At 72.7% G+C, this 21912-nt stretch carries 22 protein-coding genes; 6 read left to right on the top strand and 16 right to left on the bottom strand.

Annotated elements, in window-relative coordinates:
• Positions 1–91: 91 nt before the first annotated feature.
• Positions 92–748: an HAD family acid phosphatase gene (locus tag ACFYZ3_RS20590; protein ID WP_388519507.1), complete on the top strand. Its 657-nt coding sequence runs from the start codon at positions 92–94 to the stop codon at positions 746–748.
• A 94-nt stretch (positions 749–842) separates the two neighbouring features.
• Here the strand turns inward: ACFYZ3_RS20590 and ACFYZ3_RS20585 are convergent, their stop codons facing one another.
• Complete coding sequence (locus tag ACFYZ3_RS20585) at positions 843–3371, bottom strand: ATP-dependent Clp protease ATP-binding subunit (RefSeq protein ID WP_115742736.1); 2529 nt, start codon at positions 3369–3371, stop codon at positions 843–845.
• 441 nt (positions 3372–3812) lie between these two features.
• On the opposite strand from ACFYZ3_RS20585, the gene ACFYZ3_RS20580 reads away from it, so the two are divergent.
• Positions 3813–4490: an SCO3374 family protein gene (locus ACFYZ3_RS20580; RefSeq protein ID WP_388519504.1), complete on the top strand. Its 678-nt coding sequence runs from the start codon at positions 3813–3815 to the stop codon at positions 4488–4490.
• Positions 4491–4535: 45 nt separating this feature from the next.
• On the opposite strand, the gene ACFYZ3_RS20575 is transcribed toward ACFYZ3_RS20580, so the two are convergent.
• The 10 genes from ACFYZ3_RS20575 to ACFYZ3_RS20530 form a co-directional block, all read right to left on the bottom strand.
• Complete coding sequence (locus ACFYZ3_RS20575) at positions 4536–4871, bottom strand: Lsr2 family protein (protein WP_003975458.1); 336 nt, start codon at positions 4869–4871, stop codon at positions 4536–4538.
• Positions 4872–5145: 274 nt separating this feature from the next.
• On the bottom strand, positions 5146–5655 hold the full coding sequence (locus tag ACFYZ3_RS20570) for an amino-acid N-acetyltransferase (RefSeq protein ID WP_388519501.1): 510 nt from the start codon (positions 5653–5655) through the stop codon (positions 5146–5148).
• A gap of 9 nt (positions 5656–5664) precedes the next feature.
• Positions 5665–6063: a BlaI/MecI/CopY family transcriptional regulator gene (locus tag ACFYZ3_RS20565; RefSeq protein ID WP_361012408.1), complete on the bottom strand. Its 399-nt coding sequence runs from the start codon at positions 6061–6063 to the stop codon at positions 5665–5667.
• 150 nt (positions 6064–6213) lie between these two features.
• A complete protein-coding gene (locus ACFYZ3_RS20560; RefSeq protein WP_011028944.1) occupies positions 6214–6393 on the bottom strand; it encodes a membrane protein in 180 nt (59 codons plus the stop codon).
• A gap of 23 nt (positions 6394–6416) precedes the next feature.
• Positions 6417–7037: a hypothetical protein gene (locus ACFYZ3_RS20555; RefSeq protein WP_388519498.1), complete on the bottom strand. Its 621-nt coding sequence runs from the start codon at positions 7035–7037 to the stop codon at positions 6417–6419.
• 290 nt (positions 7038–7327) lie between these two features.
• Positions 7328–8125: a type III pantothenate kinase gene (locus ACFYZ3_RS20550; RefSeq protein WP_003975453.1), complete on the bottom strand. Its 798-nt coding sequence runs from the start codon at positions 8123–8125 to the stop codon at positions 7328–7330.
• Positions 8126–8130: 5 nt separating this feature from the next.
• On the bottom strand, positions 8131–9120 hold the full coding sequence (gene nadC, locus ACFYZ3_RS20545) for a carboxylating nicotinate-nucleotide diphosphorylase (protein ID WP_388519635.1): 990 nt from the start codon (positions 9118–9120) through the stop codon (positions 8131–8133).
• 5 nt (positions 9121–9125) lie between these two features.
• Positions 9126–10859, bottom strand: coding sequence for an L-aspartate oxidase (locus ACFYZ3_RS20540; protein ID WP_388519495.1), 1734 nt, complete (start codon positions 10857–10859; stop codon positions 9126–9128).
• Complete coding sequence (gene panC / locus ACFYZ3_RS20535) at positions 10856–11869, bottom strand: pantoate--beta-alanine ligase (protein ID WP_388519492.1); 1014 nt, start codon at positions 11867–11869, stop codon at positions 10856–10858. The genes ACFYZ3_RS20540 and panC overlap by 4 nt, the downstream gene beginning before the upstream one ends.
• Complete coding sequence (locus ACFYZ3_RS20530) at positions 11866–12966, bottom strand: DUF2520 domain-containing protein (RefSeq protein ID WP_388519489.1); 1101 nt, start codon at positions 12964–12966, stop codon at positions 11866–11868. Before ACFYZ3_RS20530 ends, panC begins: the two co-directional genes overlap by 4 nt.
• Positions 12967–13166: 200 nt before the next feature.
• Here ACFYZ3_RS20530 and ACFYZ3_RS20525 point away from each other — a divergent pair, with 200 nt between their 5' ends.
• A complete protein-coding gene (locus ACFYZ3_RS20525) occupies positions 13167–14378 on the top strand; it encodes a threonine aldolase family protein (protein WP_388519486.1) in 1212 nt (403 codons plus the stop codon).
• Between the two features lie 18 nt (positions 14379–14396).
• Here ACFYZ3_RS20525 and ACFYZ3_RS20520 read toward each other — a convergent pair whose 3' ends face one another.
• On the bottom strand, positions 14397–14612 hold the full coding sequence (locus tag ACFYZ3_RS20520; protein WP_388519484.1) for a hypothetical protein: 216 nt from the start codon (positions 14610–14612) through the stop codon (positions 14397–14399).
• A gap of 219 nt (positions 14613–14831) precedes the next feature.
• Here ACFYZ3_RS20520 and ACFYZ3_RS20515 point away from each other — a divergent pair, with 219 nt between their 5' ends.
• Positions 14832–15938 carry a DUF5937 family protein gene (locus ACFYZ3_RS20515; RefSeq protein WP_388519481.1) on the top strand — a complete coding sequence of 369 codons (1107 nt, stop codon included), beginning with the start codon at positions 14832–14834 and terminating at the stop codon, positions 15936–15938.
• A 24-nt stretch (positions 15939–15962) separates the two neighbouring features.
• On the opposite strand, the gene ACFYZ3_RS20510 is transcribed toward ACFYZ3_RS20515, so the two are convergent.
• The 3 genes from ACFYZ3_RS20510 to ACFYZ3_RS20500 form a co-directional block, all read right to left on the bottom strand.
• Entirely contained in the window at positions 15963–16631 is a 669-nt protein-coding gene (locus ACFYZ3_RS20510) for an AAA family ATPase (protein ID WP_388519478.1), read from the bottom strand.
• A 52-nt stretch (positions 16632–16683) separates the two neighbouring features.
• Entirely contained in the window at positions 16684–17355 is a 672-nt protein-coding gene (locus tag ACFYZ3_RS20505) for a response regulator (RefSeq protein ID WP_388519476.1), read from the bottom strand.
• Between the two features lie 65 nt (positions 17356–17420).
• Positions 17421–18626 (bottom strand): sensor histidine kinase, encoded by a 1206-nt coding sequence (locus tag ACFYZ3_RS20500; RefSeq protein WP_388519473.1) that lies wholly within the window; start codon positions 18624–18626, stop codon positions 17421–17423.
• A gap of 118 nt (positions 18627–18744) precedes the next feature.
• On the opposite strand from ACFYZ3_RS20500, the gene ACFYZ3_RS20495 reads away from it, so the two are divergent.
• Positions 18745–19833 (top strand): SAM-dependent methyltransferase, encoded by a 1089-nt coding sequence (locus ACFYZ3_RS20495; protein WP_388519470.1) that lies wholly within the window; start codon positions 18745–18747, stop codon positions 19831–19833.
• Here the strand turns inward: ACFYZ3_RS20495 and ACFYZ3_RS20490 are convergent.
• Positions 19798–20949: an NADH-quinone oxidoreductase subunit D gene (locus tag ACFYZ3_RS20490; protein WP_388519468.1), complete on the bottom strand. Its 1152-nt coding sequence runs from the start codon at positions 20947–20949 to the stop codon at positions 19798–19800. The genes ACFYZ3_RS20495 and ACFYZ3_RS20490 overlap by 36 nt on opposite strands.
• 31 nt (positions 20950–20980) lie before the next feature.
• On the opposite strand from ACFYZ3_RS20490, the gene ACFYZ3_RS20485 reads away from it, so the two are divergent.
• Positions 20981–21547: a PH domain-containing protein gene (locus ACFYZ3_RS20485; protein ID WP_388519466.1), complete on the top strand. Its 567-nt coding sequence runs from the start codon at positions 20981–20983 to the stop codon at positions 21545–21547.
• Positions 21548–21912: the final 365 nt, after the last annotated feature.

Raw genomic sequence — 21912 nt, 5'->3', positions numbered from 1 at the left:
TGCCGTCCGGCCACTTGCTGGGGCAAGCATGCACGCGACAACTTTGCCGTCAGGCATCCGCGCAGGCAGGCATGAGAGGACCCCACCCCCCATGACCGTTCAGAACGGACAGACCAGACAGACCCGGCGCCGCACCTGGACCCGGGCCGCCGGCACGGCCGCCGTGGTCGCGGCGGCGCTCACCGCGACCGTCACGCCGTCCGTCGCCGCCCCGGCCGAGACCCCGCCCGCGGCGGTGACGGCGGCCGCCGCCGACGTCGACTACGCCACCTGGCAGCGGGACTGCCGGGCCGTCATGGACGCGGCGCTGCCGTACCTGAAGGAGCGGATCGCCGACTCCGTCCCCGGTGAGAAGCAGGCCGTCGTCCTCGACATCGACAACACCTCCCTGGAGACGGACTTCGGCTTCAGCTACCCCCAGCCCGCCAACCGGCCGGTCCTGGAGGTCGCCGAGTACGCCCAGGAGCACGGCGTCGCCCTGTTCTTCGTGACCGCCCGCCCCGGCATCATCGAGGCGCCCACCGAGTGGAACCTCGCCCACGCCGGGTACGAGTCCTCGGGGCTGTACGTCCGGGGCTTCCTGGACCTGTTCAAGGACGTCGCCGAGTACAAGACCGAACAGCGCGCCGAGATCGAGTCGAAGGGCTACACGATCATCGCGAACATCGGCAACAGCGCCACCGACCTGTCGGGCGGCCACGCCGAGAAGACGTTCAAGCTCCCGGACTACGACGGCCAGTTGTCCTGACGCTCGACGGCCGACGGCCGACGGCCGACGCGGAAAGGGGCTGCTCCGGGACCGAAGTCCCGGAGCAGCCCCTTTCCCGGCTCACCCCGGAGGGCTACGCCTCCTTGCTCAGGTTCGGACCCGCGCCGCCCCCGGCCGCCTGCTCGATCGGCGGGACGTCGGGGAGGGTCGACTTCTCCTCGCCCCGGAAGGTGAAGGTCGCCGTGTCGCCCTCGCCCTCGGTGTCCACCACCACGATGTGACCGGGACGCAGCTCGCCGAAGAGGATCTTCTCCGACAGCGAGTCCTCGACCTCGCGCTGGATCGTGCGGCGCAGCGGACGCGCACCCAGCACCGGGTCGTAGCCCCGCTTGGACAGCAGCTCCTTGGCGGACTGGGAGAGCTCGATGCCCATGTCCCGGTCCTTGAGGCGCTCGTCCACCTTGTCGATCATCAGGTCGACGATCTTCAGGATGTCGTCCTGGCTGAGCTGCGGGAAGACGACCACGTCGTCGACACGGTTGAGGAACTCGGGCCGGAAGTGCTGCTTCAGCTCGTCCTGGACCTTGTTCTTCATGCGCTCGTAGTTGGACTTCGTGTCACCCGCGGCGGCGAAGCCGAGGTTGAAGCCCTTGGAGATGTCCCGGGTGCCGAGGTTGGTCGTCATGATGATGACCGTGTTCTTGAAGTCCACGACCCGGCCCTGGGAGTCGGTCAGGCGACCGTCCTCCAGGATCTGCAGAAGGCTGTTGAAGATGTCCGGGTGGGCCTTCTCGACCTCGTCGAAGAGGACGACCGAGAACGGCTTGCGGCGGACCTTCTCCGTCAGCTGGCCGCCCTCCTCGTAGCCCACGTAGCCGGGGGGCGAACCGAAGAGACGCGAGACCGTGTGCTTCTCGCTGAACTCCGACATGTCGAGGGAGATCAGCGCGTCCTCGTCACCGAAGAGGAACTCGGCGAGCGCCTTGGACAGCTCGGTCTTACCGACACCGGACGGGCCGGCGAAGATGAACGAGCCACCGGGACGCTTCGGGTCCTTCAGGCCGGCACGGGTACGGCGGATCGCCTTGGAGAGCGCCTTGACGGCGTCCTTCTGACCGATGACCCGCTTGTGGAGCTCGTCCTCCATGCGCAGCAGGCGGGACGACTCCTCCTCCGTGAGCTTGAAGACCGGGATGCCCGTCGCCGTGGCGAGGACCTCGGCGATCAGCTCGCCGTCGACCTCGGCCACGACGTCCATGTCGCCGGCCTTCCACTCCTTCTCCCGCTTGGCCTTGGCGGCCAGGAGCTGCTTCTCCTTGTCACGCAGGGAGGCGGCCTTCTCGAAGTCCTGCGAGTCGATCGCGGACTCCTTGTCGCGGCGGACGCCGGCGATCTTCTCGTCGAACTCGCGGAGGTCCGGCGGCGCGGTCATCCGGCGGATGCGCATCCGGGAACCGGCCTCGTCGATCAGGTCGATCGCCTTGTCCGGCAGGAAGCGGTCCGAGATGTAGCGGTCGGCGAGCGTCGCCGCCTGGACGAGGGCCTCGTCCGTGATGGAGACGCGGTGGTGGGCCTCGTAGCGGTCGCGCAGGCCCTTGAGGATCTCGATCGTGTGCGGCAGCGACGGCTCCGCGACCTGGATCGGCTGGAAACGGCGCTCGAGGGCCGCGTCCTTCTCCAGGTGCTTGCGGTACTCGTCCAGCGTGGTCGCACCGATGGTCTGCAGCTCACCGCGGGCCAGCATCGGCTTGAGGATCGACGCGGCGTCGATGGCGCCCTCGGCGGCACCCGCACCGACCAGCGTGTGCAGCTCGTCGATGAACAGGATGATGTCGCCGCGGGTGCGGATCTCCTTGAGCACCTTCTTCAGGCGCTCCTCGAAGTCACCGCGGTAGCGGGAGCCGGCGACCAGGGCGCCGAGGTCCAGGGTGTAGAGGTGCTTGTCCTTGAGGGTCTCGGGCACCTCGCCCTTGACGATGGCCTGCGCGAGGCCCTCGACGACGGCGGTCTTGCCGACGCCGGGCTCACCGATCAGCACCGGGTTGTTCTTCGTACGGCGGGACAGCACCTGCATGACCCGCTCGATCTCCTTCTCGCGCCCGATGACCGGGTCGAGCTTGGACTCACGAGCGGCCTGGGTGAGGTTCCGGCCGAACTGGTCGAGGACCAGGGACGTGGAGGGGGTGCCCTCCGCAGGACCGCCGGCGGTGGCGGTCTCCTTGCCCTGGTAACCGGAGAGCAGCTGGATGACCTGCTGCCGCACCCGGTTCAGATCTGCGCCCAGCTTGACCAGGACCTGGGCGGCGACGCCCTCGCCCTCGCGGATCAGGCCGAGCAGGATGTGCTCCGTGCCGATGTAGTTGTGGCCCAGCTGGAGGGCCTCGCGGAGCGACAGCTCCAGAACCTTCTTGGCACGGGGGGTGAAGGGGATGTGGCCGGACGGGGCCTGCTGGCCCTGGCCGATGATCTCCTCCACCTGCTGGCGGACCGCCTCGAGCGAAATCCCGAGGCTCTCAAGGGCCTTGGCGGCGACACCCTCACCCTCGTGGATCAGGCCCAGGAGGATGTGCTCGGTGCCGATGTAGTTGTGGTTGAGCATCCGGGCTTCTTCCTGAGCCAGGACGACAACCCGCCGCGCGCGGTCGGTGAACCTCTCGAACATCGTTAATCGCTCCTCAGAGCGGTCAGGCAGTGGGGGGAACTTCCCCTCCCTGTCCTTCCGCAGCTTAGTCCCGCAAGCGGGGACCGCTCATTCCAACTGCCGACACCGTCGATGGCCTCCTGACCCCTGACGCCGACATCTGCCACAACCCGATGGTGCGAGACGATGTTCCCGCAGGCCAGGCACTTACCCCACTCGCCAGTACGCCGATGGCGAACGCGAGACGGCCCGATCTGCATGTCGCCCCCTCCCACTAGGGATGTCTTACCCGCGGGGACTGACACTCCATGCCGCGCGCACCGGTTCCCTCCGCTACGGGCGAACAACCTTGCGCCTCCCCGCACCCCCGCACGCCCCCTTTTGACGCCCTCCTCCGACACTCTGTGCACTCATGTCACCACCCAGCGTAACCCGAGTGCTCTTTCGACTGTTGCACTTGGCATGGTTGGCGCCTCGCACCCGGTCCCCCTCGCTCCCGCGTCCGCCGTCGTGCCGTCGCCCCGCCGGCCCACCGGGGACGGCGGATCGGCGTGGGAGCGGACACGGTGGTGGTACGAGAGCGTGCTCGGGTGGCCGACGGCGCCCGGGGAGCCGGTGCGGCTGCGCACGGGCGTCCGCTTCGACGTCCTGGACGTGCCGGCCGCCGCGGGGTACGCGACGCTGGAGCGGCTCCGCCGGCCCGGACGGGGCCCGCTGGGGTTCCCGGTGGCCGTCCGGGGCGAGCGGATGCAGCTGCTCGTGGCGGCGGGCGGCGCGGAGGAGCTGCCCGGGCTGCTGGAGTGGCTGGAGTGGGGCTCGCTGGCGCTCGACCTGACGGCGGTCGGAGCGGGCGGCCTCGTGGAGGCGCCCCTTGTCCCGGTCGTCACGGTCGTCCCGGAGCCCGGCCCGGCCGGGCCGCCGCCGCGTCCCCCGGAGCGCGACGGCGTGCGGGGGGCCGCCGTCTGGCTGCGACCCCCGGAGCCGGGGTGCGAGGCGGGGTCCTCGCTGCCGGCGCTGTCGGCCCTCGGCCGCGCCGGAACCGTCCTGGATCTCGCCCGGCTGGTCCGCACACTGGCCACGCAGTGCCACCGGGTCCGGCTCACCGCCGGCCGCCCGCCGCCGGCGCGGCCGGTGGCGTAGCCCGTGGCGTGGGTCATGGCGCGGGGCGTGGCGCGGGGCGGGTGATCAGCCGTTGGCCTGCTCGTACGCCTCGCGGACCTTCGCCGGGACGCGGCCCCGGTCGTTGACGTCCCAGCCGTTCTCCTTGGCCCAGGCGCGGATCGCCGCGGTGTCCTGGCTGCCCCCGGAAGCGGCGCGCGCCTTGCCGCGGCCGCCCGAGGCACGGCCCCCGGTACGACGGCCACCCTTCAAGTACGGATCGAGAAGACCGCGGAGCTTGTCCGCGTTGGCGGTGGTGAGGTCGATCTCGTAGGTCTTGCCGTCCAGTGCGAACGTCACGGTCTCGTCTGCCTCGCCGCCGTCGAGGTCGTCGACAAGAAGGACCTGAACCTTCTGTGCCACCGGATTTCCTTTCATCGATAACGTGAGGGCCGGGGGTCCGTCGGCGTCCGCCGTATCGCCGTCCCTTGTTATATGCAGTACTGCAGTACGCCGGAAAGCAAACCGCTTTTGCCGGAAAAACACAAACCCCCGGCAGAGACCGGTAGCTCGACTCCGGGCCGGAAACATGCGCGTTTCGGACATAGGGAACCCATGAAGGGCACGTCGGTGGAATAAACCTCGAACGACTGCGAAGGGCTGCCCAGGGGCGTGGATGCCTACCGCCGGGCGGCGATCACAGATGCAGAAGCATCCGGCTGTTGCCCAAGGTGTTCGGTTTCACTCGTTCGAGCCCCAGGAACTCCGCAACGCCCTCGTCATAGGAACGCAGCAGCTCCGCGTACACATCGGGGTCAACAGGTGTCTCCCCGATCTCCACGAAGCCGTGCTTGACGAAGAAGTCCACTTCGAAGGTCAGACAGAAAACGCGGCGAACACCGAGCAGGCGGGCCGTGTCCAGCAACTTCTCCAGCAGCTTGTGGCCGACGCCCGCGCCCTTCAGGCCGGGCTTCACCGCGAGAGTCCGCACTTCCGCCAGGTCTTCCCACATCACGTGCAGCGCGCCGCAGCCGACCACCTCGGCGTTGTCGTCCCGTTCCGCGACCCAGAACTCCTGGATGCTCTCGTAAAGCGTCACCATCGCTTTGTCGAGCAGGATGCGGTCACCGACGTACGTGTCGAGGAGTCGGCGTACGTCCGGGACATCCCTGGTGCGGGCCCGCCGGACGCTGATGGCATTTGGCATGTGGGGACGCTATCGCTCGCCGCCGTCCGCTACCGCGCCGGGTCCCGGCGCGGGGGTTTCCGGTCCCTGCACGATGCGGATGGCGTCTCCGAGCGCCTGGCGCTGTTCCTCGCTCATCATGCCGAAGAAGGCGACGAGGGCGGCGGCGGGGTTGTCGCTCTGGGACCAGGCGTCGTTCATGAGGGCGGCGGCGTAGGCGGCGCGAGTGGAGACCGCCTCATATCGATAGGCCCGGCCTTCGGACTCGCGGCGCACCCAGCCCTTCTGATGGAGATTGTCCAAAACGGTCATCACGGTGGTGTACGCGATGGACCGTTCCTGTTGCAGGTCTTCCAGGACTTCTCGAACGGTCACGGGGCGGTTCCACTTCCACACCCTCGTCATGACCGAGTCTTCGAGTTCTCCCAATGGGCGAGGCACGCTTCGAACGATAGTGGGAGATCGGAGCGATCGCGTGCCGGACGTGCGCCTTCGCCGGAAAACGGGCACAAAAGGGGCGTACGGCTCCTCGGGAGAGTGAGCCGTACGCGGGAGCCGTACGCCGGGTTCGCCGGCCGGTCAGGCCTCGGGGTGGGGCGACTGCTGTCGGGCGCCCTCCGCCCGTGCGAGGGCGGCGTCGACGACCGCGTCCTCCTTGGCCTTGTTGGCGCCGCCCTGGGTCTTCACGATCACCCGGATCAAGCCGATGAAGAAGACGGCCATGACGGCCGGGGGCAGGAGCGCGGAGACGTAGTCCATGGGACCAGGGTAGCCAGGCGCCGTCAGCCGGCGGCCAGGTGGTACCGGGTGTCCGGGGCGGGCGGGGCCGGCGGGGCGGGCTTGCGGGGCGGGAAGACCTCGCCTGGGGTGGGGACGGGGCGCTTGGGGGCGGCGGGGGCGGGGGTGGGACGGGGGGCCGGTTTCGCGGCGGGCTTCTGCGGGGGCTCCTTGCCGGACTGGCGGCCGCCGGGGACGGCGTGGAGGTGGGTGCGGGCGGCGGGGAGGGTGACGGTGGACACGACGGACGGGGTGGACGTCTCGGGGGCGCAGCGGGCCAGGAGGGCGGCTGCGGCGGGGTTGCCGCGCAGGGCCCCCAGGGCGGCCAGGTCGTCCGCCCCGGGGCGGTGGCCCGCGCCCAGCGCCTCGTCCAGGAGTGCGAGGTAGCCGCTTGCGGTGCCGGGGAGGGCGGCGCGGTACCGGGCCAGGTCGGCCGTCAGGAAGGCGTTCAGCCGGGCGCCCTCCCGCATCGCCTCGTCGAGCGAGTCTGCGAGGTGGAGGCAGTCCTGGGCCTCCTGGGCCGAGACCGGGCTGGGGTTCAGGGCGAGGGCGAGGGCTCGCCGGAGCACGCGAAGCTCCTGAGCACCGAACGCCATGCCGCCGCGGGGTCCGTAGGGCGTGGGCATGCGGCGACGATACGCGCTAATCAGACAAACCCCGCATAGGGTGCGCGGGTGTGGCGCATACCCCCACCCGGATGCGGGTGCCTGCGGCGGCCTGCGCGGGTGTGGTGGAGGTGCGGGTAGCGGCAGTCGCCGCGGGCAGTCGCCGCGCCCCGCCGCCGCTGCGGGCAGTCGTGCCGCTGGGGCGGCACGGGTGGGCGGTGGGGGTACCTCCCAGGCCGTTCAGGCACTGGGGGAGGCACCCCGCTACGCCGGGCCGCGTCACCCTCGCGCCCGCACCCACCCCGGGGTGCCTACATGCGCGACACGTTGCGCTCGTACACCAGCCGCAGACCCATCAGCGTCAGCCACGGCTCGTGCTCGTCGATGACCGAGGACTCGCCCAGCACCATCGGCGCCAGCCCTCCCGTCGCGATGACCGTCACGTCGTCCGGGTCGTCGGCCAGCTCCCGCGCCATGCGGTTGACGACACCGTCGACCTGGCCTGCGAAGCCGTACACGATGCCGGACTGCATCGCCTCGACCGTGTTCTTGCCGATCACGCTGCGGGGGCGCGCCACCTCGATCTTGCGGAGCTGGGCGCCCTTGACGCCGAGCGCCTCGACCGAGATCTCGATGCCGGGGGCGATGACGCCGCCGATGTACTCCCCGCGCGCGCTGACCGCGTCGAACGTCGTCGCCGTGCCGAAGTCCACGACGATCGCCGGGCCGCCGTAGAGCTCGACGGCCGCGACCGCGTTGATGATGCGGTCCGCGCCGACCTCCTTGGGGTGGTCGGTGAGGATCGGGACGCCGGTCTTGACGCCCGGTTCGACGAGGACCGCGGGGACGTCGCCGTAGTAGCGGCGGGTGACCTCGCGGAGTTCGTGGAGGACGGAGGGGACCGTCGCGCAGATGGCGATGCCGTCGATGCCGTCGCCCAGCTCGTCGCCGAGGAGGGGGTGCATGCCCATGAGGCCCTGGAGGAGGACCGCCAGTTCGTCGGCCGTGCGGCGCGAGTCCGTGGAGATGCGCCAGTGCTCGACGATGTCCTCGCCGTCGAAGAGGCCGAGGACGGTGTGCGTGTTGCCTACGTCGATCGTCAGCAGCATGGCGTCTACTCCGCCGCTCGCAGGTCCAGGCCGATGTCCAGGATCGGGGAGCTGTGGGTGAGAGCGCCCACGGCCAGGTAGTCGACGCCCGTGGCCGCGTACGCCTTGGCGTTGGTGAGGGTCAGGCGGCCCGAGGCCTCCAGCGCGGCGCGGCCGGCGACCAGGGCGACCGCCTCCTCGCACTCGTCCGGGGTGAAGTTGTCCAGGAGGATGAGGTCGGCGCCCGCGTCCACCACCTCGCGCAGCTGGTGCAGGGTGTCGACCTCGACCTCGATGGGCACCTCGGGGAAGCTCTCGCGCACGGCGTTGAAGGCCTCGGCGACGCCGCCCGCGGCGACCACGTGGTTGTCCTTGACCAGGGCCGCGTCCGAGAGGGACATGCGGTGGTTGACCCCGCCGCCGCAGCGGACCGCGAACTTCTCCAGACCGCGCAGGCCCGGCGTCGTCTTGCGGGTGTCGCGGACCTTGGTCTTCGTGCCGTCCAGGGCGTCCGCCCACGCGCGCGTGGCCGACGCGATGCCGGACATGCGGCACAGGAGGTTCAGCGCGCTGCGCTCCGCGGTCAGGATGTCGCGGGTGCGGGTGGTGACGGAGAGGAGCTTCTGGCCCTCCTCCACGCGGTCGCCGTCCTCGACGTGGCGCTCCACCTCGAACTCGTCCGTGCAGACGACCGACAGCACCGCCTCGGCGACCCTGAGGCCCGCCACGACGCCCGCCTCGCGGGCGGTGAAGTCGGCCGTGGCCACGGCGTCCTCGGGGATGGTCGCCACCGTCGTCACGTCCACGCCGCCGGCCAGGTCCTCCTGGATGGCGACGTTCGCGATGTCCTCGACCTCGACGGGGTCGAGTCCGGAGTCCAGCAGGAGTGCCGCGAGGGCGGGGTCGAGGCCGCACTCCATGAAGGTTTCTTCTTCGGTCTCCGCGCCGCAGGCGCAGCCGTCGCCGCAGCCTCCGTCGGAGGCGAGGGGGAGTTCGGTGGGGTCGGAGGGGTTCACTGCTGTCACTGCTCCTGGGGACGGTGCGTCGGCTGGGCGCCGTGGACGGTCGGGGGGAATTCTGGCGTGTCCGTGGTATGCACGGCGAGGGTGCGATCCGGGTTCAGCCGTACGACGACGTGGCGGCGCCACGTGGTGTCGTCGCGGTCCGCGTGGTCCTCGCGCCAGTGGCAGCCGCGGGTCTCCTCACGCCGTGCCGCCGCGGCGACCAGGACGCGGGCCACGCACAGGAGGTTGGTGGCCTCCCAGGTGTCGACACCGGGCTCGGAGGTCTTGCCGTGCTCGTGCAGGGCCTCGCGGGCCTCGGTGTGGAGGCCGTGCAGCCGGTCGGCCGCGCGCGCGAGGGAGTCCGCCGAGCGCAGGACCCCGGCGCCCTCCGTCATGATCCGCTGGATGGTGAGGCGCGTCTCGGGAGGGAGGAGGGGGTGTCGCGGGTGGTCCGAGTGCGGGACGGGGGCCGGTACGCGCGCGTGGAGGGTGCCGGCCGTGTGGGCGGCCGCTATGTCGGCCGCGATGCGTTCGGCGTAGACCAGGCCCTCGAGGAGGGAGTTGGAGGCCAGTCGGTTGGCGCCGTGCACGCCCGTGCAGGCGACCTCGCCGCAGGCGTACAGGCCGGGGACCGTCGTACGGCCGTGGGCGTCGGTGCGGACGCCGCCCGAGGCGTAGTGGGCGGCCGGGGCGACGGGGACCGGTTCGGTGACCGGGTCGATGCCGTGGGCGCGGCAGGCGGCGAGGATCGTGGGGAAGCGCTGCTCCCACATCGTCCTGCCGAAGTGGCGGGCGTCCAGGTACATGTGGTCGGCGCCGTGCTCCTGCATGCGGCGTGTGATGGCCTTCGCGACGATGTCCCGCGGGGCGAGTTCCGCCAGTTCGTGCTGCCCCTGCATGAAGCGCACGCCGTCCGCGTCGACCAGGTGGGCGCCCTCGCCGCGTACCGCCTCGGAGACCAGGGGCTGCTGGCCCTCGGCGTCCGCGCCCAGGAAGAGGACGGTGGGGTGGAACTGGACGAATTCGAGATCGCTCACCTCGGCGCCGGCGCGCAGGGCGAGGGCCACTCCGTCGCCCGTGGAGACGGAGGGGTTCGTCGTCGCCGAGAAGACCTGGCCCATGCCGCCGGTGGCGAGGACGACCGCGGGGGCGTGGACCGCCCCGACGCCGTCGTGCTGACCCTCGCCCATGACGTGCAGGGTGACGCCCGCGGTGCGGCCCTCGGCGTCCGTGAGGAGGTCCAGTACGAGGGCGTTCTCGACGGTGCGGATGCTTCGCGCGCGTACCGCCTCGACCAGGGCGCGGGAGATCTCGGCGCCCGTGGCGTCGCCGCCCGCGTGGGCGATGCGGCGGCGGTGGTGGCCGCCCTCGCGGGTGAGGGCCAGGCCGCCCTCGGTGGACTCGTCGAAGTGCGCGCCGGTCGCGATGAGCCGGCGTACGGCGTCGGGGCCCTCGGTGACCAGGATGCGGACCGCTTCCTCGTCGCACAGGCCGGCACCGGCGACCAGGGTGTCGTCCAGGTGCTGCTCGGGGGTGTCGCCCTCGCCGAGGGCCGCGGCGACGCCGCCCTGGGCCCAGCGGGTGGAGCCGTCGTCCAGGCGGGCCTTGGTGACGACGACGGTCCGCAGACCGGCGGACTCGCAGCGCAGGGCCGCGGTCAGGCCCGCGACGCCGGAGCCGACGACCACCACGTCCGCGGCGATGGCCCAGCCGGGCGCGGGGGCGTGCAGTCGTATGCCTGTGCTGGTCACGAGGCGGCTCCGAGGGGTCCGAAGGTGAGGTGGACGTTGTCGATCAGGCGGGTCGCGCCGACCCGGGCGGCGACGGCGAGGACGGCCTCGCCGGTGTGGTCGTCGCCGATCTCGGTGAAGTCGGACGGGTCGACCAGGGCGAGGTAGTCCAGCTCCAGGGGCGGGGTGGCCCGGGCGGCGTCGTCCAGCACCAGGCGCGCGGCGTCCCGGACGGCCGTGGCGCTGCCGGGGGCGGAGGTGGCGACGGCGTGGGCGTCGGCCGCCGCGCGGGACTCGCCCAGGGCGCTGAGCGCCTCGGCGCGGGCCTGGGTGGCGGGCACCTCGCGGGCCCGGGCGCACAGCGCCTCCTGGGCGGCATGCCGGTCCAGCCCTGCGAAGAGGGCCTGCGAGAGTGCCAGGGCGGTGCGGCGCTCCGGCGTCGAGAGGTAGCGGTTGCGGCTGGACAGGGCGAGGCCGTCCTCCTCCCGCACGGTGGGGACGCCGACGATCTCCATGCCGAAGTTCAGGTCGCGGACCATGCGGCGGATCAGCGCCAGCTGCTGGGCGTCCTTCTGTCCGTAGAGGGCGAGGTCGGGGCGGGTGAGGTGGAGGAGCTTGGCGACGACGGTGAGCATGCCGTCGAAGTGGCCGGGCCGGGAGGCGCCCTCCAGGCGTTCGCCCATGGGGCCCGCGGTGATGCGCACCTGGGGTTCGCCGCCCGGGTAGACCTCGTCGACCGCGGGGGCGAAGACGGCGTCGGCACCCGCGCCTCCGGCGATCTCCAGGTCGGCGTCCAGGGTGCGCGGGTAGCGGTCGAGGTCCTCGCCTGCGCCGAACTGGAGCGGGTTCACGAAGACCGTGACGACGACCTCGCCGTCCGGTCCGGCGAGGTCGCGCGCCGTGCGGATCAGGGTGGCGTGGCCCTCGTGCAGGGCACCCATGGTCATCACGACGGCCCGGCGGCCGCGGCGCACGCGCGCGTGCAGCTCGTCGGCGGTGCGCAGGAGGACGGGAGCGGTGGGGATCGTCATCGGGCGTCTCCGTCGTCGGTGCCGGTGGGGCCGTCGGGCCTCGGGGGGTCCTCCGGACCGGGGGTGCCCTCGGCGTCGGAGACCGTGTTTCCGCCGGGCGTGCGTTCCGGGCCGGGGGGTCCGTCCGCGACCGGGCCTCCCGTGACGTCGGCGGGGCCGCCGGTGCTGTCGGGGCCGGTGGGGTCCGTGCCCGTGGAGCCCTCGGCGAGGACACCGAGCAGGTCCTCGGCGAGTTCGGCCTTCAGCAGGCCGTGGTCCAGGGCGCGGTCGGCGGTCGCGCGGGCCATCGCCAGGTAGCCGGCGACGGCCTGCGGGGCGTGTTCGCGCAGCTCCACGATGTGCGCGGCGACCGTGCCCGCGTCGCCGCGCGCGACGGGGCCGGTGAGGGCCGCGTCGCCGGAGCGCAGCGCGTTGTCGAGGGAGGCGCCGAGCAGCGGGCCGAGCATCCGGTCGGGGGCCGCCACGCCGGCCGTGCGCAGCAGCTCCATGGACTGGGCGACCAGGGTGATCAGGTGGTTGGAGCCCAGGGCCAGCGCCGCGTGGTACAGCGGGCGCCTGTCCTCGGCGATCCACTCCGGCTCGCCACCCATCTCGATGACCAGGGCCTCGGCGGCCAGCCGCAGCTCCTCGGGCGCGGTGACGCCGAACGAGCAGCCGGCCAGGCGCTGGACGTCCACCGGGGTGCCGGTGAAGGTCATCGCCGGGTGCAGGGCCAGCGGCAGGGCGCCGGCGCGCAGCGCGGGGTCCAGGACCCTCGCTCCGTACCGCCCGGAGGTGTGCACCAGCAGTTGGCCCGGACGCACCGCCCCCGTCTCGGCGAGCCCGGTCACCAGCCCGGGCAGGGCGTCGTCGGGAACGGTCAGCAGGACCAGCTCGGCGTGCCGGAGGACCTCCGCGGGCGTCATGAGCGGCACGTCGGGGAGGAGGGCGGCGGCACGCCTTCTGGAGGCGTCGGAGACCCCGGAGACGGCCACCGGACGGTGGCCGGCGAGTTGGAGGGACGCGGCCAGCGCGGGGCCCACCCGCCCGGCGCCGACGACGCCTACGGTGAGCCGCGCGGGGCGGTCCTTGGGGTCTGCCTGTGGGGTTGTGTTCACGCGACGACGGCCTTCCCGTTCCAGTCCGCTCGGGGTACCGGACGATTTCTCGTCATGTTAACGCGATCGGTCCGGGCGACGTCCGGTTGTCCACAGGCTGTGGGTTTCCGTGCGGCGCCGGAGCACACACCCCGCGCGCGTGTCGGAAAGTGAGCGGAAACCGGGTGCCCCGCGCGCGGAACGCGCGACATGATCCCTGCATGAGCGACACGGCAGAACAGGAAGAGCCGGCGGCACTGGCCGGACCGGAAGCGTCGGCAGCACAGGACGAGTCGGAGGAGCAGCGGAACAGGCGCAGCCGGGCGCGACGCGTGGCCGCCCTCAGCGGCGCGCGGCGCGTACTCGCCCGCCCTGGCTTCATCACGACCCTGCGCGAGCGCATCGCCCTGCTCGACGGGGCCGAGGAGCTGTACGACCTCGACGAGCCCTCCGACATGTACGGCAACGGCGTCGTGGCGGCCCTGGAGGAGAGGACCGCCGCCCTGCTCGGCACGGAGGCCGCCGCCTTCTTCCCGACCGGGACCATGGCCCAGCAGGTGGCCCTGCGCTGCTGGGCGGGCCGCACCGGCAACCCGGTCGTCGCCCTGCACGGGCTCGCCCATCCCGAAGTGCACGAGCGCGACGCCCTCAGCCGGGTCAGCGGCCTGCGTCCCGTACGGCTGACCGACGCGCCACGGCCGCCGACCGCAGACGAGGTACGCGGTTTCGAGGAGCCGTTCGGCGCGCTCATGCTGGAACTGCCGCTCAGGGAGCCCGGATACCTGCTGCCCACCTGGGAGGAGCTCACCGAGGTCGTCGAGGCAGCCCGGGAGCGCGACGCGGTGGTCCACTTCGACGGGGCCCGCCTGTGGGAGTGCACCGTCCACTTCGGCCGCCCCCTGGCCGAGATCGCGGGCCTGGCGGACAGCGTGTACGTCTCGTTCTACAAGTCCCTCAAGGGCTACGGCGGCGCCGCCCTGGCCGGTCCCCGGACGCTGGTCGAGGAGGCGAAGGCCTGGCGCCACCGGTACGGCGGCCAGGTGTTCCAGCAGTTCCCCACGGCGCTGTCCGCCCTGGCCGGCCTGGAGCGCGAGCTGCCCCGGCTGCCCTCGTACGTGGCCCACGCGCGCGTGGTGGCGGCCGCGCTGCGCGAGGGACTCGCGGCGGCCGGGCTGCCGTGGGCGCGGGTGCACCCCGAGGTGCCGCACACGCACGAGTTCCAGGTCTGGCTGCCCTGCGACCCCGACGCCGCGAGCGAGGCGGCGCTCCGGCAGGCCGAGGAGACCGGAACGATGCTGTTCTCCCAGCCCTGGGACGCGAGGGGCCCCGGGATCGCCCTCACCGAGGTCGGGGTGGGCGAGTCGGGACTGGAGTGGACGGCCGAGGAGGTGCGGGCGGCGGTCGCCGACTTCGCCGCCCGGCTGACGGCCTGACGCGGGCCGCCCGGCCGGTCAGCCCAGGGTGCGCGGCCACCGGGACCACCACCGGCGCAGGGCCCGCCGTACCCGCCCGCGCGCCGGGCGGCCGGCGAGCACGGCCTGGAACCGGCGGCGGTCGTGCCACGCGCGCACGACGCGCCGGTCGTGGGTGCCGGGCGCGGGCGGCGGGGGCTCGCCGTGCTGCCGGGCCCGGTAGGTGTCCAGGAGGTACTGCTGCGTGATGCTCATGGCGGATCGCCTTCGACGTGGAGACGCGAACGTGAGGATGTGAGGAGGTCGGGGCGAGGACGCGGGACGGAAAGAGCCCCCCGGCTCCCCCGACGGTCCCGACGGTCCCGACGGTCCCGACGGGTCCAGCCTGCTCCCGTCCGCGTCCGCCGTCGCGACGATTGACGACGGCGGTCAATCGGCGGCGGCGTTGTCGGTGGCGGCGTGCACCATGGGGGCATGAGCGTGCGCATCGACATCACGGGGCTGCGGCCGGAGCGGGTCGCCGTCGTGCCCTCTCCGCTGGCCGAGCTGGGTATGGCGCTGCACGCGCTGTCCGAGCCGGGGCACCACCCCGGGCTTCAGGGCTGGGTGACGGGCGTGACCGCCCGGCTCGACTCGCACCTGGCGGACCGGATGTGCGAGGCCGACTTCCTGTGGCGGACGACGTTCTCGGACCTGTTCATGCCGTTCGCCGGGGTGCCGGGCCGCAGCACCCTGCCCGGTGCCACCCTCGCCGACGACCTGGACCTGCTCGACAAGCTGTCCGACGAGCAGTTCGTCGACGCGGCCCTGGAGTTCACCTGCGCGCTGCCGTACAGCACCGGTGGGGTCTCGGCGCTCGACGACCCCGAGGTGCGCCGGCGCGCGCTGGACCTGGCCGCCGCGCGGGGACCGCAGCAGCTGCGTTTCAGCGAGCGGCTGCTGGCCGATCCGCCGCGGATCCGGGACTGGCTGCGGCAGTTCGCCCGGGACTGCGACGAGGCGTTCTTCGCCGAGGCCTGGTCCCGGCTGCGCCACCAGCTCGCGGCCGACGCCCGCCGCAAGACGGACCTGCTGCGCCACAAGGGCCTCGCCGAGGCGCTGACCGCCGTGTCCCCGGCGGTGGCCCTGGACGAGGGCGCCGCCCGCATCACCGTCGACAAGCTGGGCGACGGGCGTTCCGCGACGGCGGACGGCGGCCTGCTGCTGGTCCCGACCAGCCTGGGCTGGCCGCACCTGATGGTCCTGCACCGGCACGACTGGCAGCCCGTGCTGCACTACCCGGTCGGCTCCCCCGAGTTGGCCTCGCCGCCGTCGGTCGAGCAGCTCACGATGCGGATGACGGCGCTGTCCCACCCCGTCCGGATGCGCATCTGCCGGTACCTGGCCCGCAGTGCGTACACCACGGGCGAGCTGGCGCAGGTGCACGGCATGACGGCGCCCGAGATATCCCGGCACCTGGGCGTGCTGAAGAAGGCCGGACTGGTCACCACCCGCCGCCGCGGCCGGTACGTCCTGCACCAGCTGGACGTCACGGTGGTGGCCCGGCTGGGCAGCGACTTCCTGGAGGGGATACTGCGCTAGGGCCGCCCGCTCCAGGGGGCGGTGTCAGTCGACCCGGATGTGCCGGATCCCGACGCCCGCCTGCCGCATCCGGGTGCGCAGCGCGCCCTCGTTGTTGGGCCTCAGGGTGAGCCCCGCGAGGACGGCGATGCGGTCGGCGGTCTTCGGGACGGTCGTGTGGTCCGTCCACAGGTGCTCGGCGAACTCCGGCTCGGCCAGCCGCTCCAGGCAGTGGTCGAGCTGTCGCACGGCCCAGCTCTCCCGGCGCGGCCCGCTCCCCTGCCCCGTCCTCCCCGTCACGTACCGCAGGGCGTGCCCGAGGCCGCGCTCGCGCAGCCGCCGCAGGACGGTCTCGCGTTCGGCGAGGAGGCTGAAGTGGTGGACGTCGTGGCCCAGTTCGCGCAGTCGCCCGACGGTCTCGGCGAAGTACCCGGGGTCGGTGACCGTCATGGGCGCGATCACCACGCCGTCGTGCTTGGTCAGCGCCAGGTCCAGCACCTCCACGACACCCTGCCGCCAGGAGACCAGGTCCTGGAAGTTGTCGATCAGCGGCCTCCGGCCGCGGGCGTCCCGCAGCTCGGGCGGCAGCATGCGGCGCAGCCCGAAGCCCGCGTGCTCGGGGTCGCAGACGACGCTGCCGGGGAGCCGACGCCGTATCTCGTGCGCGGTCTGTGTTTTTCCGCCCCCGAAGGGGCCGTTGATCCACAGGAGCATGCGCAGACCCTATCGACGCGCGGCCCGACGCGGAGCCCTCCGCACAGGCCCGTCAGTGTCCGCCGCCGGCCCGCACCAGCCCGGTCTCGTAGGCGAGGACCACCACCTGTACGCGGTCGCGCAGGCCCAGCTTGGTCAGGATGCGGCCCACATGGGTCTTGACGGTCGCCTCGGACAGCACGAGCCGCGCCGCGATCTCGCCGTTGGACATGCCCTGCGCCACCAGCACCATCACCTCGCGCTCCCGCTCGGTGAGCCGCTGGAGCTCCTTCTGCCGGGGCTCCTGCCCGGTGGCCGGCAGCATCGGCGCGAACCGGTCCAGGAGCCGCCGGGTGGTGGACGGGGCGACCACCGCGTCGCCGCTGTGCACGGAGCGGATCGCGGCGAGCAGCTCGCCGGGCGGCACGTCCTTGAGCATGAAGCCGGAGGCGCCCGCCTTCAGCGCCGAGAACGCGTACTCGTCGAGGTCGAAGGTGGTCAGGATCAGCACCTTCGGCGCGTTCGGGTCCACACAGATCCGGCTGGTGGTCTCCACGCCGTCGAGCTTGGGCATACGGACGTCCATCAGGACGACGTCCACGGCGGTCGAGCGCAGCACCTGGAGCGCCTCGACGCCGTCGCCCGCCTCGGCGACGACCTCCATGTCCGGCTGGGCCGCCAGCACCATCCGGAACCCGGTGCGCAGCAGCACCTGGTCGTCGACGAGCATCACGCGGATCGCCATCGGGGCCTCTTCTTCCTTCTCTTCCTTACAGGTGTCAATGCGGTACGTGCGTGGGGGCCCGGTGGTCAGGGCGCGGGTTTCAGCGGCAGCAGCGCACTGATGCGGAATCCTCCGCCCGGACGCGGGCCCGCGTCCAGGGTTCCGCCGACCATGCCGATCCGCTCGCGCATGCCGATCAGCCCGTGGCCCTGGCCGTCGAAGCCGCCCTCCTCGTACAGCTCGTGCGGGGCGCCCTTGCCGTCGTCCTCGATGAGCAGTCCGAGTCCGTCGTCGAAGTAGACCAGGCGTACGCTCGCGCCCGCGTTCTCGCCGCCGTGCTTGCGCGTGTTGGTCAGCGCCTCCTGCACGATGCGGTACGCGGTCAGCTCCACGCCGCTGGGCAGCTGCCGGGGGGTGCCCTCGATCTTGAAGTCGACCGGCAGCCCGGAGGTGCGGCACTGCTCGACGAGGTCCTCGATCTGCTCGACGTCGGGCTGCGGCACGTACTCCCCGGCCTCCTTGTGCTCGCCGGTGCGCAGCACGCCGAGCAGGCGGCGCATCTCCGCGAGCGCCTGCCGGCCGGTGGAGGAGATGGTCTCCAGCGCCTTCTTCGCCTGGTCGGGCGCCGCGTCCAGGACGTAGGCGGCGCCGTCGGCCTGCACCACCATGACGGAGACGTTGTGCGCGACCACGTCGTGCAGCTCGCGCGCGATCCGGGCGCGTTCGGCGGCGACCGCGACCTTGGCCTGGGCCTCGCGCTCCTTCTCCAGCCGGGTCGCGCGCTCCTCCAGCTGCGCGAAGTAGGCGCGCCGGGTGCGGATGGAGTCGCCGAGCACCCAGGCGAGGGCGAAGGGGACCGCCTGGAAGACCGTCACCGCGATGGTGGTGCCCATGCCCAGCTCGCTGTCGGACCAGCGCAGCGCGGCAAGGGGCGCCGCGCACAGGCCCGTGGCCAGCGCGGTCCGGGAGGCCCAGCGGGCGCCGATCGCCGCGACGGTGTAGATGATCACCAGGAAGGCGAAGTCGGCCGGCATCGTCGAGACGTCGAAGACCAGTTGGCCCACGCCCAGCGCGACGGCGAGCAGCAGCATCCGCTCCGGCATCCGCTGGCGCTGCGCGATCACGACGCTGAGCAGCACCACGAAGGGGATGATCAGCGCCAGGCTGTCCGTGCCGTCCGCCCGCGTCCCCGGGGTCGCCGCGGAGACCAGGGAGACTCCGAGCACGACGAAGGCCCAGAACGAGTCGACACCGGTCGGGTGTCGGCGGAGGAAGTCGTAGAGGCGCTGCACGTAACCCAGCGTAGGGAAGCGGAATAGGTGCAGGGGTCAACCGGAGGGCCGATCCGCATCGCCCGCGCATACTCCGCAAGGTGGAGGGACCGCTCTTCTGTGCCCCTAGCCTGGGCCTGTGACACCAGGAACGGCAGGGCTCAGAGGGGCTCCCGAGACGCGGGGGGACTGGCGGGGCTGGCGGGAGGCCACCCACGAGGCCCTCTACGGACCGGAGGGGTTCTACCGCGCGGCGACGGCGGGCCCCGCGGGGCACTTTCGCACGTCCGTGCACGCGTCGCCCCTGTTCGCGGGGGCCGTGGCGCGGCTGCTGTGCCGGGTCGACGAGGCGCTGGGGCGCCCTGCCTCGCTGGACTTCGTGGACATGGCGGCCGGCCGGGGCGAGCTGGTCGCCGGGGTGCTGGCGGCCCTGCCCGCCGACGTGGCCGCCCGCACGCGCGCGTACGCCGTCGAGGTCGCCGCCCGCCCCGAAGGCCTCGACCGGCGGGTACGGTGGCTCGCTCGGCCGCCGGACGGCGTCACCGGGCTGCTGTTCGCCAACGAGTGGCTGGACAACGTACCGGTGGACGTGGCGGAGGTGGACGCCGCGGGCGTGGTGCGCCGGGTGCTCGTGCGGGGCGACGGGGCCGAGCGGCTCGGGGAGCCGGTGGCCGGGGCGGAGGCCGAGTGGCTGGCCCGGTGGTGGCCGCTGCCCGCCGAGGAGGGGCGGCGCGCGGAGATCGGGCTCCCCCGCGACGAGGCCTGGGCGTCGGCCGTGGCGGCGCTGGATGCCGGGCTCGCGGTGGCCGCCGACTACGCGCACACCTCGGCCGCCCGCCCCCCGTTCGGAACGCTCACGGGCTTCCGGGAGGGGCGGGAGACGGAGCCGGTGCCGGACGGGTCGTGCGACATCACCGCACACGTGGCTCTGGACGCGTGCGCGGCCGCCCACACCGCGAGGTGCACTCCGGAGCACGCGCCCCCGAATGCGCTCACGCGCCCCCAGCGCGAGGCCCTGCACGCGCTCGGTGTCACCGGCGCACGCCCCCCGCTCGCGCTGGCCTCCACCGATCCGGCTGCCTACGTGCGCGCCCTCGCGAGCGCGTCCCAGGCCGCCGAGCTGACCGCGCGCGGCGGCCTGGGCGACTTCTGGTGGCTGCTCCAGCCGGTGGGGCCGGTCGACGCCGAGGCGCTACTTGTCGATGTCGCCGACCACGAAGAACAGTGACCCGAGGATCGCCACCATGTCCGCGACCAGCGTCCCGGGCAACAGCTCGGCGAGCGCCTGGATGTTGTTGTACGACGCCGAGCGCAGCTTCAGCCGGTACGGGGTCTTCTCGCCCTTGCTGACCAGGTAGTACCCGTTGATGCCGAGCGGGTTCTCGGTCCAGGCGTACGTGTGGCCCTCGGGCGCCTTCAGCACCTTCGGGAGCCGCTGGTTCACCGGCCCCGGCGCCAGCTCGGCCAGGCGGTCCAGGCAGGCGTCGGCGAGGTCGAGGGCGTTGTGCGTCTGCTCCAGGAGGCACTCGAAGCGCGCCAGGCAGTCGCCCTCGGTGCGGGTGACGACCCTGAGGGTGTCCTGGAGTTCGCCGTAGGCGAGGTACGGCTCGTCGCGGCGCAGGTCGAAGTCGACGCCGGAGGCGCGCGCGATGGGACCGCTGACGCCGTAGGCGTGCACGGCCTCGGCGGACAGGGCGCCCACGCCCCGCGTACGCCCGCGGAAGATCTCGTTGCCCAGGACCAGGTCGTCGAAGACGTCCATGCGCGAGCGCACGGCGGCGACGGCGGCACGCGCGCGCGTGGTCCAGCCCGCCGGGAGGTCCTCCTTGAGACCGCCGACGCGGTTGAACATGTAGTGCATGCGCCCGCCGGAGACCTCCTCCATCACGTTCTGGAGGACCTCCCGCTCCCGGAAGGCGTAGAAGACCGGGGTGATGCCGCCCAGCTCCAGCGGATACGAACCGAGGAACATCAGGTGGTTGAGCACCCGGTTCAGCTCGGCGAGGAGCGTCCGCGTCCACACCGCGCGCGTGGGGACCTCCATGCCGAGCATCCGCTCGACGGCGAGGACGACGCCCAGCTCGTTGGAGAACGCCGACAGCCAGTCGTGGCGGTTGGCGAGCATGATGATCTGACGGTAGTCACGGGCCTCGAACAGCTTCTCCGCGCCGCGGTGCATGTAGCCGATCACCGGCTCCGCGCTCGTGATGCGCTCGCCGTCCAGAACCAGCTTGAGCCGCAGCACGCCGTGGGTGGACGGGTGCTGGGGCCCGATGTTGAGCACCATGTCGGTGCTCTCCGCGGCACCGCCGATTCCGACCGTGGTCTCCGTCGTAGGAGTCATGAACACAGTCTCCCCTACGTACGCTGGCCCCATGGAGACGGGGAGCCCGGACGACGCGGGCACGGCGGGCACAGCGGGCACGGCGGAAGCGACCGGGCGGGCGGCTCCGTCCGACCCGTCGGCCGCGCCGAGGGACGAGCCGGTGTGGACCGGCCTGCCGCCGGGGCTGCTGCACCTGCGCCGCCTGTTGCTGGTGGTGTGGCTGGGACTGCTGGCGGTCGCCGCCGGTGTGCTGCCCGCCCTGTTCCTCGACCCGGCCTGGGCCGCCCCGGCCCTCCTGCCGCTGGCGCTGCTGGCCTGGGGCTGGGTGATGCTGGAGCGCAACTGGCGCTCCTGGAGGTACGCCGAGCGCGCCGACGACCTGCTGATCAGCCGGGGTGTGCTGTGGCGGGAGGAGACCGTCGTCCCGTACGGGCGCATGCAGCTGGTGGAGGTGACCTCCGGGCCGGTCGAGCGCCACTTCGGCCTGGCCAGCGTGCAGCTGCACACGGCCGCCGCCGCGACCGACGCGACCATCCCCGGCCTCGACCCGGCCGAGGCGGAACGCCTCCGCGACCGCCTCACCGAGCTGGGCGAGGCCCGATCGGCGGGCCTGTGACCGGGCCCGGGGCAGGGAGGGGTGCGACCGAGGGCGGTACCGCGGGGCGCGCGGGCGGCGCAGGCGGACCGGCGGAGTACACGAGCGAGCCCCGCCGGGCGGCCCCCGACCGAGACGGGGACGCCCCCCTGCGCGATCCGAACCACGACCCGGCCGAGCCCGCGAACCACACGGCAGCCCCCGCTCCCGAGACCCCCGACGCCGGCGGCACGCCGACGAACAGCACAAGCGAACCCGACCGGACCGACCTCGACGGCCCAAACGGGGACAGCCCACTGAGGAAGCCACGTCACGACGACGCGGCCGAGCCCTCGGGCCACACGGCAGCCCCCGCACCCGAAGCGACCGGCTCCGACCGCGAGACC

Origin of the sequence: Streptomyces sp. NPDC001599 (assembly GCF_042893535.1) — a bacterium.
In the GTDB taxonomy this organism is placed as follows: domain Bacteria; phylum Actinomycetota; class Actinomycetes; order Streptomycetales; family Streptomycetaceae; genus Streptomyces.
Note: the sequence above shows the minus strand (reverse complement) of the source record. Positions and strands in the feature narration are given on the sequence as shown.